We start from the raw sequence: 16,945 nt of genomic DNA on the forward strand, positions 1-16,945 counted from the left end.
GGGGAGCCTCGTTCGGCTCCCCCTTTGTGATATTTATCAGAGAGAGTGTATGTCCCACATTAATTACAACCATCTCTATTACTTTTGGCACGTCTATAAGGAGGGGTCCGTGGTCGGTGCGGCGGAAGCGCTTTATTTAACGCCGCAAACTATCACCGGACAGATTAAAGCGCTTGAGGAACGCCTGCAGGGCAAACTCTTCAAGCGTAAGGGGCGAGGTCTGGAGCCCAGCGAGCTCGGTGAGCTGGTTTTTCGCTATGCGGATAAAATGTTTACTCTCAGCCAGGAGATGCTGGATATCGTGAACTACCGCAAAGAGTCCAATCTGTTATTTGATGTGGGGGTGGCGGATGCGCTGTCGAAGCGACTGGTCAGCAACGTACTGGATGCCGCCGTCGTTGAAGGGGAACAGATCCACCTGCGCTGTTTTGAATCAACCCACGAAATGCTGCTGGAACAGCTCAGCCAGCATAAGCTGGATATGATTATCTCGGATTGCCCGATTGACTCGACGCAACAGGAAGGGCTGTTTTCGGTGAAGATTGGCGAGTGTAGCGTGAGCTTCTGGTGTACCCAGCCGTTACCGGAAAAATCCTTCCCGGCCTGTCTGGAAGAGCGACGTTTGCTGATCCCCGGCCGGCGTTCGATGTTAGGACGCAAGTTGCTGAACTGGATTAATTCCCAGGGGCTGAAGGTCGAGATTCTGGGAGAGTTCGATGACGCCGCATTGATGAAAGCCTTTGGCGCAACGCACAACGCGATTTTCGTGGCCCCGACGCTCTATGCGCATGACTTTTACGCAGACGATTCGGTGGTCGAAATTGGTCGCGTGGAGAATGTGATGGAGGAATACCATGCCATCTTTGCTGAGAGGATGATTCAGCATCCGGCGGTACAGCGTATCTGTAATACGAACTATTCGGCGTTATTTACGCCCCAGAACAAATAGTCCAGACATAAAAAAACCCGCTTGCGCGGGTTTTTTCACAAAGCAACAATCAACAGGCGATTAAGCCAGTTTGTTGATCTGTGCAGTCAGGTTAGCTTTATGACGTGCAGCTTTGTTTTTGTGGATCAGACCTTTAGCAGCCTGACGGTCCACGATTGGTTGCATTTCGTTAAATGCTTTCAGTGCAGTAGCTTTGTCGCCAGCTTCGATAGCTGCGTATACTTTCTTGATGAAAGTACGCATCATAGAGCGACGGCTTGCGTTGTGCTTACGAGCCTTTTCAGACTGAACGGCGCGCTTCTTAGCTGATTTGATATTAGCCAAGGTCCAACTCCCAAATGTGTTCTATATGGACAATTCAAAGGCCGAGGAATATGCCCTTTTAGCCTTCTTTTGTCAATGGATTTGTGCAAATAAGCGCCGTTAATCTAGCGGCACTCGTTACGTAGTGATGGCGCAGGATTCTACCAGCTTGCGGTCTGTGAATACAGCTTTTCAGCGATAAAAATTGAATTGCTTTGTCAGTTTGTGGTCGGTATTTGCCTCAGGGTAATGAAATCCATCTGCTTTCTGTTTCGCCACATCAATCGCCGGTTAACCTTGACCGCCGTACAAGGTATACTTTGGCGATTTTCACTGTTTTGAGCCAGACATGAAGCTGATACGCGGCATACATAATCTCAGTCAGGCCCCACACGGGTGTGTGCTGACTATTGGTAATTTCGACGGCGTGCATCGTGGTCATCGTGCGCTGCTGCAAGGTTTGCAGGAAGAAGGGCGCAGGCGTGGCTTACCGGTGATGGTGATGATTTTTGAGCCGCAGCCGCTCGAACTGTTTGCGACAGACAAAGCCCCTGCGCGGCTGACCCGCCTGCGTGAAAAATTGCGTTATCTCGCGCAATGCGGCGTCGATTACGTGCTGTGCGTGCGCTTTGACCGCCGTTTCGCCGCCCTGACGGCACAGACCTTTATCAGCGAACTGCTGGTGAATCGTCTTGGGGTGCAATTTCTCGCGGTGGGGGATGATTTCCGCTTTGGCGCTGGTCGCGAAGGCGATTTCTTGTTATTACAGAAGGCGGGTGTGGAATATGGTTTCGATATTACCAGCACCCAAACCTTCTGCGACGGCGGCGTGCGTATCAGCAGTACCGCCGTGCGTCAGGCGCTGGCACAGGACAACCTGGCCCTCGCCGAAAGCCTGTTGGGCCATCCGTTTACCATTTCAGGCCGTGTTGTACACGGTGATGAACTCGGGCGCACCATTGGTTTCCCGACGGCAAACTTACCGCTGCGTCGTCAGGTTTCCCCGGTAAAAGGGGTCTATGCGGTAGAAGTGATGGGGCTTGGCGAGAAGCCATTGCCCGGCGTGGCGAACATCGGGACCCGTCCGACGGTTTCGGGCGTGCGCCAGCAACTGGAAGTGCATCTGCTGGATGTTGCAATGGACCTCTATGGTCGCCATATAGATGTAGTGCTGCGTAAAAAAATACGCAATGAACAGCGATTTGCTTCGCTGGATGAACTCAAAGCGCAGATTGCGCGAGATGAATTAACTGCCCGTGATTTTTTTGGGCTATCAAAACCGGCTTAAAGGCCTGGGTAATCAATACGGAACCGAGAATCTGATGAGTGACTATAAATCAACCCTGAATTTGCCGGAAACAGGGTTCCCGATGCGCGGCGATCTCGCCAAGCGTGAACCGGGAATGCTGGCGCGTTGGACTGATGATGACCTGTACGGCATCATTCGTGCGACCAAAAAAGGCAAAAAAACCTTCATTCTGCATGATGGCCCTCCTTATGCGAATGGCAGCATTCATATTGGTCACTCGGTTAACAAGATTCTGAAAGACATTATCGTGAAGTCCAAAGGACTCGCGGGATATGACTCGCCTTACGTTCCGGGTTGGGACTGTCACGGTCTGCCGATCGAACTGAAAGTGGAGCAGGAATTCGGCAAGCCGGGCGAAAAATTCACCGCGGCGGAGTTCCGTGCGAAGTGCCGTGAGTACGCTGCAACTCAGGTTGACGGGCAACGTAAAGACTTTATCCGTCTGGGCGTGCTCGGCGACTGGTCGCATCCGTATCTGACGATGGACTTCAAAACGGAAGCCAACATCATCCGCGCGCTGGGCAAAATCATCGGCAATGGTCATCTGCATAAAGGCGCGAAACCGGTGCACTGGTGCGTAGACTGCCGTTCTGCGCTGGCAGAAGCGGAAGTGGAATACTACGACAAAACCTCTCCGTCGATCGACGTGGCCTTTGTTGCAGCGGATCAGGACGCGGTGAAGGCAAAATTTGGCGTGGCGAATGTCAACGGGCCAATCTCGTTGGTCATCTGGACCACCACACCGTGGACGCTGCCGGCAAACCGCGCGATTTCCGTGGCGCCGGACTTTGACTACGCGCTGGTACAAATCGACGGTCAGGCGGTGATCCTGGCAAAAGATCTGGTTGAAAGCGTGATGCAGCGCATTGGCGCGACAGACTATACCGTTCTCGCCACCGTAAAAGGGGCGGAGCTTGAACTGCTGCGCTTTACCCATCCGTTTATGGGCTTCGACGTTCCGGCGATTCTCGGCGATCACGTGACGCTGGATGCCGGTACTGGCGCGGTACATACCGCGCCAGGCCATGGTCCGGATGACTATGTCATCGGCCAGAAATACGGTCTGGAAGTTGCTAACCCGGTAGGTCCGGACGGCGCTTATCTGCCGGGTACTTATCCGACACTGGACGGTGTGAACGTCTTTAAAGCGAACGATATTGTGGTTGCGCTGCTGACCGAAAAAGGTGCGCTGCTGCACGTTGAGAAAATGCAGCACAGCTATCCGTGCTGCTGGCGTCACAAATCACCTATCATCTTCCGTGCAACCCCGCAGTGGTTCATCAGCATGGATCAGAAAGGTCTGCGCGAGCAGTCTCTGAAAGAGATCAAAGGCGTGCAGTGGATCCCGGACTGGGGTCAGGCGCGTATCGAATCGATGGTAGCGAACCGTCCTGACTGGTGTATTTCTCGTCAGCGTACCTGGGGCGTGCCGATGTCTCTGTTCGTTCACAAGGACACTGAAGAGCTGCACCCGCGCGCCATCGAACTGATGGAAGAAGTGGCAAAACGCGTTGAAGTTGACGGTATTCAGGCCTGGTGGGATCTCGACCCGAAAGACATTCTGGGTGACGAAGCCGATCAGTACGTGAAAGTGCCGGATACCCTGGACGTCTGGTTTGACTCTGGTTCAACGCACTCCTCCGTCGTGGATGTCCGCCCGGAGTTCGCCGGTCATGCTGCGGATATGTATCTGGAAGGCTCCGACCAGCATCGTGGCTGGTTCATGTCGTCTCTGATGATCTCTACCGCGATGAAAGGCAAAGCGCCGTATCGCCAGGTACTGACGCACGGTTTTACCGTCGATGGTCAGGGCCGCAAGATGTCCAAGTCTATCGGTAACACCGTTTCGCCGCAGGATGTGATGAACAAACTGGGCGCTGACATTCTGCGTCTGTGGGTGGCATCAACCGACTACACTGGTGAAATGGCGGTATCGGATGAGATCCTCAAACGTGCTGCCGACAGCTATCGTCGTATCCGTAACACCGCGCGCTTCCTGCTGGCGAACCTGAACGGGTTTGATCCGGCGAAAGACATGGTGAAACCGGAAGAGATGGTGGTACTGGACAGATGGGCGGTGGGCTGCGCGAAAGCGGCGCAGGAAGACATTCTGAAAGCGTACGAAGCCTACGATTTCCACGAAGTGGTACAGCGCCTGATGCGTTTCTGCTCCGTCGAAATGGGGTCGTTCTATCTCGACATCATCAAAGACCGTCAGTACACCGCGAAAGCGGAAAGCCGGGCGCGTCGCAGCTGTCAGACCGCGCTGTACCATATCGCGGAAGCGCTGGTACGCTGGATGGCGCCGATCATGTCCTTCACCGCAGATGAAATCTGGGGCTACCTGCCGGGTTCTCGTGAGCAGTATGTCTTCACCGGTGAGTGGTACGAAGGCTTGTTTGGTCTGGCGGACAGCGAAGCGATGAACGATAGCTTCTGGGACGAGCTGCTGAAAGTGCGTGGCGAAGTGAACAAAGTGATCGAACAGGCGCGTGCGGATAAGAAAGTGGGCGGTTCTCTGGAAGCGGCAGTCACCCTGTACGCCGAACCTGAACTGGCTGCGAAGCTGACCGCACTGGGCGATGAATTACGATTTGTCCTGTTGACCTCCGGGGCGAAAGTCGCTGACTATGCCGGGGCTCCTGCAGATGCGCAGCAGAGCGAACTGCTCAAAGGGCTGAAAATCGCCCTGAGTAAAGCCGAAGGTGATAAGTGCCCGCGTTGCTGGCATTACACGACGGATGTCGGCAAGGTAGCGGAACACGCAGAAATTTGCGGACGCTGTGTCAGCAACATCGCCGGTGATGGCGAAAAACGTAAGTTTGCCTGATGAGTAAGCCTCTTTGTTCAACAGGGCTACGCTGGCTGTGGCTGGTGGTAGTCGTGCTGATTATCGATTTGGGCAGCAAGTACCTGATCCTCCAGAATTTTGCTCTGGGGGATACGGTGCCGCTGTTCCCGTCGCTTAATCTGCATTATGCGCGTAACTATGGTGCGGCATTTAGCTTCCTCGCCGATAGCGGCGGCTGGCAGCGCTGGTTCTTTGCCGGTATCGCGATCGGTATCTGTGTCATTCTGGCGGTGATGATGTATCGCTCCAGCGCGACGCAAAAGCTGAATAATATCGCGTATGCGCTAATCATTGGCGGCGCGCTGGGGAACCTGTTCGACCGCCTGTGGCATGGTTTCGTGGTCGATATGATCGATTTCTACGTCGGGGACTGGCATTTTGCTACGTTTAACCTCGCCGATAGTGCGATCTGTATCGGCGCTGCAATGATTGTCCTGGAAGGATTCCTGCCGAAAAAGCAGGCGTAATACAGTGCCGGATGGTGGCGTAATCGCCTTATCCGGCCTATAAAATAGCGCGATCCTTGTAGGCCCGATAAGTGCAAGTGCCATCGGGCTAACTGGTGAGTCACAACAAGTGAGCAACCTGCATGTCTAAATCAGTACAGAGTAACAGTGCGGTGCTGGTGCACTTCACCTTAAAACTCGACGATGGCTCCACCGCAGAGTCAACCCGTAATAACGGCAAGCCCGCGCTTTTTCGCCTGGGGGATGGTTCTCTGTCTGAAGGACTGGAGCAACATCTTCTCGGACTGAAAGACGGCGATAAAACCACTTTTTCCCTGGAGCCGGATGCCGCGTTTGGCATCACGACGCCTGACCTGATTCAGTATTTCTCGCGCCGCGAATTTATGGACGCCGGCGAACCTGAAATCGGGGCTATTATGCTCTTTACCGCAATGGACGGCAGTGAGATGCCTGGTGTGATCCGTGAAATCAACGGTGACTCGATCACCGTCGATTTTAACCATCCGCTGGCCGGGCATACCGTTCATTTTGATATTGAAGTGCTGGAAGTCGATCCGGCACTGGAGGCGTAAAATGCAGATCCTGTTGGCCAACCCGCGCGGTTTTTGCGCTGGTGTAGACCGCGCTATCAGCATTGTTGAAAACGCGCTGGCCATCTACGGCGCGCCGATTTACGTTCGTCATGAAGTGGTACATAACCGCTACGTGGTCGACAGCCTGCGCGAACGCGGGGCGATTTTCATCGAGCAGATCAGCGAAGTGCCAGACGGCGCGATCCTGATCTTTTCCGCGCACGGCGTCTCTCAGGCGGTGCGCAACGAAGCGAAAGGCCGTGACCTTACCGTCTTTGATGCGACCTGTCCGCTAGTAACCAAAGTGCATATGGAAGTGGCGCGCGCCAGTCGTCGTGGCGAAGAGTCGATCCTGATTGGTCACGCCGGACACCCTGAAGTGGAAGGCACAATGGGGCAGTACAGCAACCCGGCAGGGGGCATGTACCTGGTTGAATCGCCGGAAGATGTTTTTTCGCTCAAGGTGAAAAACGAAGGCAAGCTCTCCTTTATGACCCAGACCACGCTCTCCGTGGACGATACCTCAGACGTGATTGACGCACTGCGTCAGCGCTTCCCGAAAATCGTCGGACCGCGTAAAGATGACATTTGCTACGCCACTACCAACCGTCAGGAAGCGGTGCGCGCGCTGGCGGAGCAGGCGGATGTTGTGCTGGTGGTGGGCTCAAAAAACTCATCGAACTCCAACCGTCTGGCTGAACTGGCGCAGCGGATGGGGAAAGCGGCATTTCTGATTGACGATGCGACCGATATCCAGGAAGCCTGGGTGAAAGAGGCGAAATGCGTGGGCGTGACTGCAGGCGCGTCAGCGCCGGATATTCTGGTGCAAAACGTCATCGCTCGCCTACAGGAACTCGGCGGCGGCGAAGCGGTTCCGCTGGAAGGCCGCGAAGAGAATATTGTCTTCGAAGTGCCAAAAGAGCTGCGACTCGACATTCAGCAGGTTGATTAAAATGCGGGGAGCCTGGCTCCCCGTTTTGCTATTCGTCGTCTTCATCCTGCATGATGGCGCTACGTCCCCCGTCCATCACGATAGTAGTGCCCGCAATAAATCCGGCTTTTTCGCTGCTTAAAAACAGACACAGTTCACCCACTTCTTCCGGCCTGCCGATGCGTCCAACCGGATGCTTCTTCACCGTTTTTTCCCGGGCAATTCGGGCATCTGGGTGCCCGTCAAACCACGCCTGATTGCCAGCGGTATCAATAAAGCCCGGCGCGATACCGACGGTGCGGATCGCCGGTCCCCATTCGATAGTCAGACTTTGCACTAACGATAGCAGTGCACGCTTGGTAATGTTGTACGGCGCACAGCCGGGCATGGTGGAAAATGCGTGATTGGAGGTGATCACCAGAATCACACCGCGGCTTTTTTGCAGCGCCGGGCGGGCGCATTTCGCCAGATACCAGTGCGAACGCAGATTCAAATCCAGATTATGCGACCAGTCGCTCTCTTCACAGTCGATACCTTTGAACACGTTTTTCCCGGCATTGGAAACCACGATATCAATGCGTCCAAACAGCTTCTCCGCATCGATGACGAACTGTTTGATTGCCGCCGTTTGCGTCACATCGACGGAAAAGTAGTGATAGCGGCCAGCAAATTCCTCCAGCATCTGACGGGCGGCGGGGGCTTTCTCCAAAGAGGAAAATGCGCAGCCAATCACGATATCACCGTGTTGCAAAAAGGTACGAGCGATGGCTTCGCCGATGCCCTGGCTGGTGCCGGTTACCAGCACGACGCGGGGCGTATGTTGCGTGGTCATGTTTATCCCTTACGCTAAGTTAAAATCATGGATCAGTTGGGTAATCGCCTGTCGATCGACTGTGTTAAGCACCCAGCCAGGACGGCGACAGTAGTCGCTGGCGATAATACCGCGCTGCATCAGCAGCGTTTTTTCCGCCTGAATGATGTATTCGCAATGGCTCATCCAGCGCTGAATAAACGGCAACAGTTGCTGGTGCAAAGCCTGCGCCTGCTCAACTTCGCCTGCTTGCCAGTGGCGATAAATCTGCACATACACCTCGGTAAACGAACAGCCGGGCATCACACCTTTGCCGCCCGCGTCCAGCATTTGCAACATATACAAACCAGCATAGCCGTTCAGAACGCAGGCTTGTGGCGCATGACGCAGGAATTCGCGGGTGTATTCCACAGGTGGGTTGCACTCGATTTTAAATACCGCATGTGGATAACGTTCCGCCACGGCGGCGAGCTGTTCCGGCGTAATCGGCAACCCGGTTTCGCCTGGCGCATATTGCACTATCACCGGAATATCAACGGCTTCCAGTACCGTGTAGATATGTGCCTGAATCGCCTGAGGGCTGGGCGAGAGAAAAAACGGTGGCAGCAGCATCAGTGCATCGGCACCCAGCGCCTGATAGCGCTTTGCCCGCTTGATAGCAATTTCTGTACTGTGATCCGTCACGGAAAAGGCGCGATACAGCGAACTACCCGCCAGGGTGCCGACCATCAGTTGCGCCAGACGATCACGCTCGCTGTCATCCAGCTTGGGAAATTCACTGGCGATGCCAAACAGCGTTGCCCCATTCGCGCCGCTGGTGGCGAGATGTTCCAGCAGGCGAACAAAGCTGCGTTCGTCGATCTCGCCCTGCGGTGTAAACGGCATGGCGACAATAGGATTCACGCCGATGATGTCTGCGGCGGTGTATTGCGTACTCATTCCATCTCCTCCCTGTCGGCCAGTACCGCGCCCTGTGCAGCGGGCAGCGCCCAGCGGCGATAAAGGCGTAGAAAACCGCGTGGCACTTCTTTATAGACCGGCTTCCAGTTTTCACGGCGTTGGGTGAGAGTCTTTTCATCAACATGCAGAGTGAGCAAACGTGTTGGGATGTCGATGGAGATTTCATCGCCATCCGCTACCAACCCCAGTGCACCGCCTTCCGTGGCTTCCGGGGAAATATGGCCGACGAACAGACCACGGTTAGAACCCGAGAAACGTCCATCGGTGATCAGCGCGCACGTATCTGAGAGTCCCATTCCTTCGAGGCACTTCATCGGTTTATACATTTCCGGCATGCCAGGCCCGCCTTTGGGGCCTTCGTAGCGGAGCACCAGCACGCTGCCCGGCTGAATATTTCCTGACATGATGGCGTCGACCGATTCCTGTTCGCTGTTGAATACTACCGCCGGGCCACGGAAGGTCATCAAATTTTCAGGGACGGCGGCGGGTTTCACTACGCAGCCCAGTGGTGACAGATTGCCATGCAGAACGGCTACGCCTGCTTCACTGCGTACCGGGATTGCCAGCGAACGAATGACTTCCGGACGCGTGGTTTTGTGTCCTTCCGCCAACAGTTCTGCTTTGGTTTTTCCGACCACGGTCAGCGCATCGCGGTTCATCAGCGCAGCAATTTCATGCTCAACGGCGCGAACGCCATCCGCTTCCCAGAAATCGATCATGTCATGTTCCGAAGCCGGATAGAGCGACGCGACCAGCGGCACCTGATGGCTAAGTTTGTCAAAAGCGGAGAGAGGCAAGTGCCCCAACTCTGCTTCGTAATGAATAGCCTGAAGATGGAGAATTGCGTTGGTGGAGCCGCCGGTCGCCAGCAGATAGACCATGGCGTTATGAATGGATTCTGGCGTGATTATCTGGCGCGCGTTAATTCCTTCGCGCACCAGTGTCACGGCCTGCTTTCCGGTTTCTACTGCACAGTCGCGTCGTTCCTGCGAAATGGCGGGCAACGTGCTGCTGCCCGGCAGGCTCATACCCAGCACTTCCGCGATACAGCACATGGTGTTCGCTGTGCCGTACATGGTGCAGGAACCCGGGCCAGGCTCGGCGATATTTTCGATGTGGGCAAACTCTTCTTCGGTGATTTCGCCGCGTTTTTTCCAGCCGATGGCTTCCGTGACGATATTGCCGTCCCAGTGCTTGCCCTTGTATTCTGCAGGGTACATTGGGCCACCGTTAACCATAATGGCCGGAATATCCAGACGCGCGGCGGCCATCAGCATGGCAGGCACGATTTTGTCACACGAACCAAGTAACACCATGCCATCAAAGCGGTGAGCGCGCATCATGCTCTCAATCGACATAGCGATCACTTCACGGGCAGCGAGAATATAGCGCATCCCCAGATGCCCTTCGGCAATACCGTCGCAGGGGGCAATAGTGCCGAAGACCATCCCTACGCCACCTGCTTCGTCGATGCCTTTCAGCACGTTTGCCGTCAGTTCATTGAGATTGGCATGTCCGGCGGTGGCATTGGTGTAGCTGTTCACCACGGCAATCACCGGACGACGCAGTTGTTCGTCCGTATGGCCCATGGATTTGTAGAGTGCGCGCTTTAACGCGCCGTCATCACCCTCGAGGATGGAGCTGAAATGCGTGCCGCAACTGGCACATCCTCCACATTCACTCTTCATAGCACTCTCTTTCATCATGATTAATTGGTGTGTTGGGAAACGTCGCACCGCCCATTGAATTGTTCAGGGCGCGGCTGACGTTTTGGGTTGGCAAGCCGGGCGGGTAACAGCAGGATCAGCGGCACGACGAGTAGCAGGAAACCGGCAAGAATGTACAGCCCGCCATCGGTGCTGCCGGTAGTGTCTTTCAGCCAGCCCAGCACTGTAGGACCAAAGAATCCGGCGAGGTTACCGACAGAGTTCACCAGTGCAATCCCTGCGGCGGCGGCCGTTCCGGAAAGCATCGCGCCCGGCAGGCTGATATAGGTTGGGATAAGCGCAAGCGTCCCGGACATGGCAAGACAGATCCACGCCATCATCCAGAAGGTGGAACCGCTGCAATAGGCGCTGAGCGCCAGACCCACGCAGCCGATCAATGCTGGAATGGCGATGTGCCAGCGGCGTTCCTGTTTAAGATCGGAGTGGCGGCTGTTCCACACCATAAATGCCGCGCCAAATACGTAGGGCAGCGCCGCCAACAGCCCAATGTGCAGGTCATCGCTGATGCCGGAACTTTTGATGATCGACGGCAGCCAGAAGTTGATGCCGTAATAGCCAATGTTGAAGCTGAAGAAAATCAGCGCCAGCAGCCAGACATAGCCGTTGCGGAACATGGCGCTTAACGTACTGTTGGCTTTACCCGCGCTGGCCTGCTCCCGATTGTTGGCATCGCGCGCCAGGTCGGTGAGAATGACCTGCTTTTCAGCATGGCTCAGCCATTTGGCGGACTTCACATCGTTGTCGAGATAGCGCAGCACCACGAAGGCCAGCACAAATGAAGGGATGGCTTCGACCAGGAACAGCCACTGCCAGTTATGCAGGCCGTCCACACCTTCAAACAGTTTCAGGATAAGGCCGGAAAGCGGACTGCCAATAATCGTCGACAGCGGTGTAACCAGAATAAACAGCCCCAGCGTGCGTGCCGAGCGCCATGACGGGAACCACAGCGTCAAATAGAACACGATCCCCGGGAAGAAGCCCGCTTCCGCCACACCGAGCAGGAAACGCAGCACGTAAAACTGTGTTGGCGTGGTGACGAAGATCATCCCGGCGGAAAGGATAGCCCACGTGGCCATAATACGGGCTATCCAGAAGCGCGGGCCAAAGCGCTGCATCAGGAGGTTGCTGGGTAACTCAAACAGAAAGTAGCCGATAAAGAAGATACCCGCGCCAAGTCCATACACCGTATCGCTGAAATTCAGCGCATCCTGCATGTGCAGTTTGGCGAACCCAACGTTGACGCGGTCGAGATAGGCAAAGAAATAGCAGAGGATCAAAAACGGGATCAGTCTGCGCGTAACTTTGCGGTAAACGCTGTCTTCAGTAGTCGTTGTCATTTTTGTGCTCTCGCTTAGTTAACCGCCGGGCGGTTTTCAGGCTGAGGGATGTCACGCTGTCCGATATCGCGAAGTGCAGCGCCGCTCATCAGATTGCGTTCGATATGTTCCAGAGAGATATTTTTGGTTTCAGGGACAAACAGAATGGTCAGGCCGATACAGATAACGTTGAGCACGCCATACAGCCAGAAGGTATTTGGGCTGCCGATAGTGTCGATAAGCGTCAGGAACGTTGCGCCGATGATCATGTTGGCGATCCAGTTCGCCATGGTGGAACAGGTGACGCCGAAATCACGTCCGGCAAGCGGTTGGATCTCCGAGCACAACACCCAGATCAGCGGGCCTGCGCTCATCGCAAAACCGGTGATAAAGATCAGCAGTACGGCAACGGCGACATATTGTTCAGTCAGGCCAGCGATCCCGCTGTAGAACATATAACCGAGGATCCCCATGCATATCGCCATCACGGCATAACCCAGTTTCAGTATTGGCTTGCGACCCCAGCGATCCACCAGACCAATGGCGATAAACGTGGCTAAAACGTTGGTCAATCCGGCGATCACCGTGCCCCACATTTGCTCATGAACGGTAGCGAAACCGGCAATCTCAAAAATCTTTGGCGCGTAGTACATGATGACGGTCATGCCGGTGAACTGCTGCATAAACTGCAGCAGAATTCCCAGGCCGGTTGAGCGACGGAAATGGCGGTTATTGCGAAATAACTGCCAGCCGCGCTGTTTCATCTTCACGCTTTCCCGAATCTGATCCAGTTCATCTCTGGCCTCGCGTTGGCTGTTACGCAGCAGACATAGCACTTTTTCCGCCAGCGCGTGCTTGTCTTTCATCGCCAGCCAGCGAGGACTTTCCGGTAACGTCAGCACGCCAATAAACAAAATGATCGCCGGGAAGGTGATCACGCCAAGCATCCAGCGCCAGTGACCGCCTCCACTTAACAGAGTGTCGGAAATAAAGGCGGCCAGAATGCCGATGGTGATCATCAGTTGATAAAGAGAAATCATGCTGCCGCGGATGTTTTCCGCTGCGATTTCAGACAGGTACAGCGGCGCGGTGAAAGAGGCAACGCCCACCGCCAGCCCAAGAATAAAGCGAGAAATGGCAAGCACTTCCATGCTGGCTGAAAACGCGCAGCCGACGGAGCCGATAATAAACAGCAATGCGCCGAGCAGCAGGCTTTTACGACGACCGAGCGCAGAGGACATCGGGCCGCTGCCCAGCGCGCCGAGTGCCGCACCGAACATCATGATGCTGACCACGATTTCCTGTTGGTGGCTGCTGAGCTGAAATTCCTGGGCGAGAAACGGCAGCGCGCCCGCGATAACGCCCATATCCAGACCAAACAGCAGTCCTGCCAGGGCCGCCAGGAAGCAGACGATAAGTGCCTGCCGGTTGAGAGAAGAAGATGTCGTCATAACATTACCTTTCTTATTACCCGGTCAGAGCCTGAAGCGGCGCTCAGGCATGCCTGTGTAGGGGGTTTTTATACGGATAACTGCACCGTCGAAACGACCAGGATTGGGCATTCCGTCGCGTGCGGATGTAATAAAAAGATCGGAAAGTTCAGGACCGCCAAACGTACAACTGCTGGGTTGGCAAACGGGTAGCGGCAGGTCATAGAGCGGCGTCATGGTGGTTTGCTTCAACGCAGCAACGGCCAGCAAAGACGATCCCCAGCGAGCGTTTATCAACAGGCCATCGGTGGTTAACGCCGAACCGTCCGGAATGCCGGGAACGCAGTAGGTCTGCTGGATGGTCAGTGCATTGGCCGTTTCTTTTGCACAATGAATTTGATGACGAAGAGAATCAGCAAACCAGACATAGTCGTCATACCATCGAAGCGTGTTGGGCACCTGCTGTGCGCCCAGCATCTTTTTCGCTTCACCACCCGCGGCATCCAGCCGATACCACGTGCCAGAGGTCTCTATCGCCTTTGGATCCATCGTGCTGAACCACAGCGATCCGTCTGGCGCTATCGTCGCTTCATTGGGACGCTTCCCTTTTTCCGTTTCTGGCCATGGGGAAAGTAATGTTTTAGCGAGGTTTACGTAGTCATAACACCAGATCCCGCTTTGACTTACCGCAATGAACACGTCCTGAAGCGTGGTTAACAGCACGGCGCTGGTAAACACGGGCATCTCGTGTATTTCAGTACGTTGAGCCTGCGGCCAGTAGCGCAGCAGTTTTCCCGCCAGAATGTCGACCCACAACAGAGAAGCGCTGCGATCGCACCAGATCGGCGTTTCGCCAAGCTGTGCCCGGTAGTCGCTAACACAACGCAGGTTGTCTGCCAGCAAGCGGTTCATCGTTATTGCACCTGCTCCCATGCCTGGCGGTATGCGCCGGCGCGTTTCGTCAGCTCATCCATCGGCATTCCAGCCTGATAAAGTGCACCACCCAGCCCGAAACCGTTGGCTCCGGCCTGCACGTAGCGCTGCATTTGCTCCGTATCCGGACGGATCCCGCCCACGGGCAGGCAGGCCAGGTTACGGGGCAGAACGGCGCGAAAGGCTTTCAGTAATTCAGGCGAAAACTGCTCTGCGGGGAAAAACTTCAGCGCGCTGGCACCTGCATGCAGTGCGGCAAAGGCCTCTGTCGGCGTTATGACACCTGGCAAACTCACCATGTTGTGATGACGAGTACGCTGGATGACGGCGGCATCGGCATTCGGAGAGACGATAAGCTCGCCGCCTGCCGCCGCCACCTCATCCACTTGTTGCACGGTCAGTACGGTGCCTGCGCCCACTCTGGCGCGGTCACCCGCAACCTGGCGCATCAATTGGATGGACTCCAGTGCCGATGGGCTGTTCAGCGGGACTTCCAGCCAGCGGAATCCCGCTTCAATCAGAATTTCTGCGGCGCTTACCGCATCCTTTGGCGTGATGCCGCGAAGAATCGCGATCAGCGGCAGCGGTTCTTCTCGCCAGTGTTCAAAAAAAATCTCAGGGGTCATGCGTGTGTCTCCGGAAGCTGTGCATAAAAGGCGGCCATTCCCCGCAGGAAGCAGGTATCGCCATCGGCAGTGCGTAAAGGGATGTCCAGGGCCTGTGCGGCGAGCAGATAGCGCTCGCAAAGGGAAGGTGAGCCAACAACCCAGCTCTCTTTTTCTGCTGACATCGTGGAAAGCTCATAGCCAATCAACAACCCTGAGAGATAGCTGTGAACCGCACTGAGTGCGATTTCGCCATTCAGACGACGGGTACGGGCAGAAAAAATGAGATGGTTGAAGGGGATGCCCGCGTTGGCGGTCAACACGCCTTCCACAAATGCGGTGCTGTTATCCTGCTGTTCAGGTAACGCGCGACCCAGCAATGAATGCTGGCTGAGCAGTGAAAAGAGTTCGCCCGTCATCAGCGTGGAGAAGTGAGTAATTTCACCTTTCCGCAACAGCGCGTGCTTGCTGTGAGTCCCCGGCAAAATAGCGTGATGCTCATGAGCCGGGTGAAGGGCATTGAGCCCCAGCAGCTGGACTTCTTCACCGCGCATAACATCGGGAAGGCCATAGGCACTGGCCGAGCTAACGCCGGGCACAATCCACGCTGGGCTTCCCCATGGCGTAGAAAGGGGAAGCGCGTTTTTCCGCAGCTTAACGGCATTCGCCGGAGCGGCGACATACGGTACTTCCTGCCACCCTTGCTGTGAACCGACCATGCCCGCCATAACGATGGGTAACGCACCCAGCTCAGTCAGCCAGGGAGCCAGATGCTGGTGAAGCGTAGCGGCAAACGCGTCTTTAGACAGGGTAAGCAGACCGCAAGGCTGTGCCACAGATGCGATAACCTGCTGTTCATTGAGCAAAAATGCACGAAAGTTGGTCGTGCCCCAGTCGACGGCGATCCAGTGTTTTTTCATTTCATGTAATACAAATATGTTAATCTTGTAATACAAGAATGCTAGAGCAAAAAAACACCACGTTCTGTGAGAGAGATCGAAATTATGTCAGTGAAGGATCAAAGAAGGTGATCAACGCAGGCTGGACGATCCTGCCAGATACTTTTTCCGGCGGCATGCAGCAGAATACTGCGCATAAATGCCCTTGCGTCATCTGCCTGGCGCAGGCGAATGGCTTCAAACAATTGAAAATGCTCATCCACCGCCGTTTTAGTTTCATGCAGGTCTTCTTCCAGCGTCTGACGGAATGAGAGTACCATCGCGGCGCTAAGCGCATTGCCCAGCGCCAGCAGGAAAGGATTGTGTGTGGCCCGGAGTAGCGCCTGGTGAAAGGCCACATCGCCGGCTTCAAATTTGGCTTTTTCAGCTTCTAACTGACCGCTTCGCATCAGTGTGAGCGCATCTTCCATCGCGGCCAGATCGTGACCATTGGCATTCAGCGCCGCAAGCGTGGCGACATTGGGTTCAAACATCAGACGCGTGACCATCAGTTGTTCCACCAGTTCGGCATCGACTTTACCTGTCGCCAGCCAGTTCAGGACATCGATATCCAGTAAACTCCACTGATCGCGGGCATTGACGGTACTGCGCTTTTTCGCCTGAATGGAGATAAGCCCTTTGGCGGCGAGTGTCGCCAGGGCATTGCGCAGCGAGGTACGCGAGACGTTGTACTCTGTCGCCAGTTCATTTTCGCCAGGTAGCGCGCTGCCTGCTGCCAGTTCGCCGCGCAGAATGCGCCCGGCAAGATGCTGAGTAACAGATTCGGAGAGACTGGTCTGCACGACTTTCATTGCATTTCCTGGCTAAATACCTTCACAGTGA

The 16,945-nt window shown here is 55.2% G+C and carries 16 protein-coding genes and 1 pseudogene; 7 read left to right on the forward strand and 10 right to left on the reverse strand.

Features of this window, described 5'->3' with window-relative positions; all coding sequences use genetic code 11:
- Positions 1 to 49 precede the first annotated feature (49 nt).
- Positions 50 to 949, forward strand: a complete 900-nt coding sequence (gene nhaR / locus KI228_RS04270; protein ID WP_042998004.1) for a transcriptional activator NhaR — start codon at positions 50 to 52, stop codon at positions 947 to 949.
- Between the two features lie 60 nt (positions 950 to 1,009).
- Here the strand turns inward: nhaR and rpsT are convergent, their stop codons facing one another.
- Positions 1,010 to 1,273 carry a 30S ribosomal protein S20 gene (rpsT, locus tag KI228_RS04275; RefSeq protein ID WP_003018940.1) on the reverse strand — a complete coding sequence of 88 codons (264 nt, stop codon included), beginning with the start codon at positions 1,271 to 1,273 and terminating at the stop codon, positions 1,010 to 1,012.
- Positions 1,274 to 1,381: 108 nt separating this feature from the next.
- On the opposite strand from rpsT, the pseudogene KI228_RS24270 reads away from it, so the two are divergent.
- The 6 genes and pseudogenes from KI228_RS24270 to ispH all read left to right on the forward strand — a co-directional run.
- A pseudogene (locus tag KI228_RS24270) lies at positions 1,382 to 1,594 on the forward strand (DUF2575 domain-containing protein); the annotation flags it as partial.
- A gap of 7 nt (positions 1,595 to 1,601) precedes the next feature.
- Entirely contained in the window at positions 1,602 to 2,540 is a 939-nt protein-coding gene (ribF, locus tag KI228_RS04280) for a bifunctional riboflavin kinase/FAD synthetase (protein ID WP_061070548.1), read from the forward strand.
- 34 nt (positions 2,541 to 2,574) lie between these two features.
- Positions 2,575 to 5,391 (forward strand): isoleucine--tRNA ligase, encoded by a 2,817-nt coding sequence (ileS, locus tag KI228_RS04285; protein WP_061070712.1) that lies wholly within the window; start codon positions 2,575 to 2,577, stop codon positions 5,389 to 5,391.
- Positions 5,391 to 5,879, forward strand: coding sequence for a signal peptidase II (gene lspA, locus KI228_RS04290; protein WP_042998002.1), 489 nt, complete (start codon positions 5,391 to 5,393; stop codon positions 5,877 to 5,879). The genes ileS and lspA overlap by 1 nt, the downstream gene beginning before the upstream one ends.
- Before the next feature lie 122 nt (positions 5,880 to 6,001).
- Positions 6,002 to 6,451 carry an FKBP-type peptidyl-prolyl cis-trans isomerase gene (gene fkpB / locus KI228_RS04295; RefSeq protein WP_042998001.1) on the forward strand — a complete coding sequence of 150 codons (450 nt, stop codon included), beginning with the start codon at positions 6,002 to 6,004 and terminating at the stop codon, positions 6,449 to 6,451.
- Between the two features lies 1 nt (position 6,452).
- Positions 6,453 to 7,403 carry a 4-hydroxy-3-methylbut-2-enyl diphosphate reductase gene (gene ispH / locus KI228_RS04300; RefSeq protein WP_044327544.1) on the forward strand — a complete coding sequence of 317 codons (951 nt, stop codon included), beginning with the start codon at positions 6,453 to 6,455 and terminating at the stop codon, positions 7,401 to 7,403.
- 28 nt (positions 7,404 to 7,431) lie between these two features.
- On the opposite strand, the gene KI228_RS04305 is transcribed toward ispH, so the two are convergent.
- The 9 genes from KI228_RS04305 to KI228_RS04345 form a co-directional block, all read right to left on the reverse strand.
- A complete protein-coding gene (locus KI228_RS04305; protein ID WP_044327545.1) occupies positions 7,432 to 8,214 on the reverse strand; it encodes an SDR family NAD(P)-dependent oxidoreductase in 783 nt (260 codons plus the stop codon).
- A 9-nt stretch (positions 8,215 to 8,223) separates the two neighbouring features.
- Positions 8,224 to 9,132 carry a dihydrodipicolinate synthase family protein gene (locus KI228_RS04310; RefSeq protein WP_061070547.1) on the reverse strand — a complete coding sequence of 303 codons (909 nt, stop codon included), beginning with the start codon at positions 9,130 to 9,132 and terminating at the stop codon, positions 8,224 to 8,226.
- Entirely contained in the window at positions 9,129 to 10,841 is a 1,713-nt protein-coding gene (gene ilvD / locus KI228_RS04315; protein WP_061070546.1) for a dihydroxy-acid dehydratase, read from the reverse strand. Before ilvD ends, KI228_RS04310 begins: the two co-directional genes overlap by 4 nt.
- A gap of 20 nt (positions 10,842 to 10,861) precedes the next feature.
- The gene (locus KI228_RS04320) at positions 10,862 to 12,217 is read right to left on the reverse strand and encodes an MFS transporter (RefSeq protein WP_061070545.1); all 1,356 of its coding nucleotides are present in this window, start codon (positions 12,215 to 12,217) and stop codon (positions 10,862 to 10,864) included.
- Between the two features lie 14 nt (positions 12,218 to 12,231).
- A complete protein-coding gene (locus KI228_RS04325; RefSeq protein WP_061070544.1) occupies positions 12,232 to 13,647 on the reverse strand; it encodes a sugar porter family MFS transporter in 1,416 nt (471 codons plus the stop codon).
- Between the two features lie 24 nt (positions 13,648 to 13,671).
- Positions 13,672 to 14,538 (reverse strand): SMP-30/gluconolactonase/LRE family protein, encoded by an 867-nt coding sequence (locus tag KI228_RS04330; protein ID WP_061070543.1) that lies wholly within the window; start codon positions 14,536 to 14,538, stop codon positions 13,672 to 13,674.
- A 2-nt stretch (positions 14,539 to 14,540) separates the two neighbouring features.
- Entirely contained in the window at positions 14,541 to 15,185 is a 645-nt protein-coding gene (locus tag KI228_RS04335) for a 2-dehydro-3-deoxy-6-phosphogalactonate aldolase (protein ID WP_058587612.1), read from the reverse strand.
- Entirely contained in the window at positions 15,182 to 16,084 is a 903-nt protein-coding gene (locus KI228_RS04340) for a 2-dehydro-3-deoxygalactonokinase (RefSeq protein WP_061070541.1), read from the reverse strand. Before KI228_RS04340 ends, KI228_RS04335 begins: the two co-directional genes overlap by 4 nt.
- Before the next feature lie 98 nt (positions 16,085 to 16,182).
- Positions 16,183 to 16,914 carry a FadR/GntR family transcriptional regulator gene (locus KI228_RS04345; RefSeq protein WP_058587614.1) on the reverse strand — a complete coding sequence of 244 codons (732 nt, stop codon included), beginning with the start codon at positions 16,912 to 16,914 and terminating at the stop codon, positions 16,183 to 16,185.
- Positions 16,915 to 16,945: the final 31 nt, after the last annotated feature.

The organism is Citrobacter amalonaticus, assembly GCF_018323885.1.
Taxonomy (GTDB): Bacteria; Pseudomonadota; Gammaproteobacteria; order Enterobacterales; family Enterobacteriaceae; genus Citrobacter_A; species Citrobacter_A amalonaticus.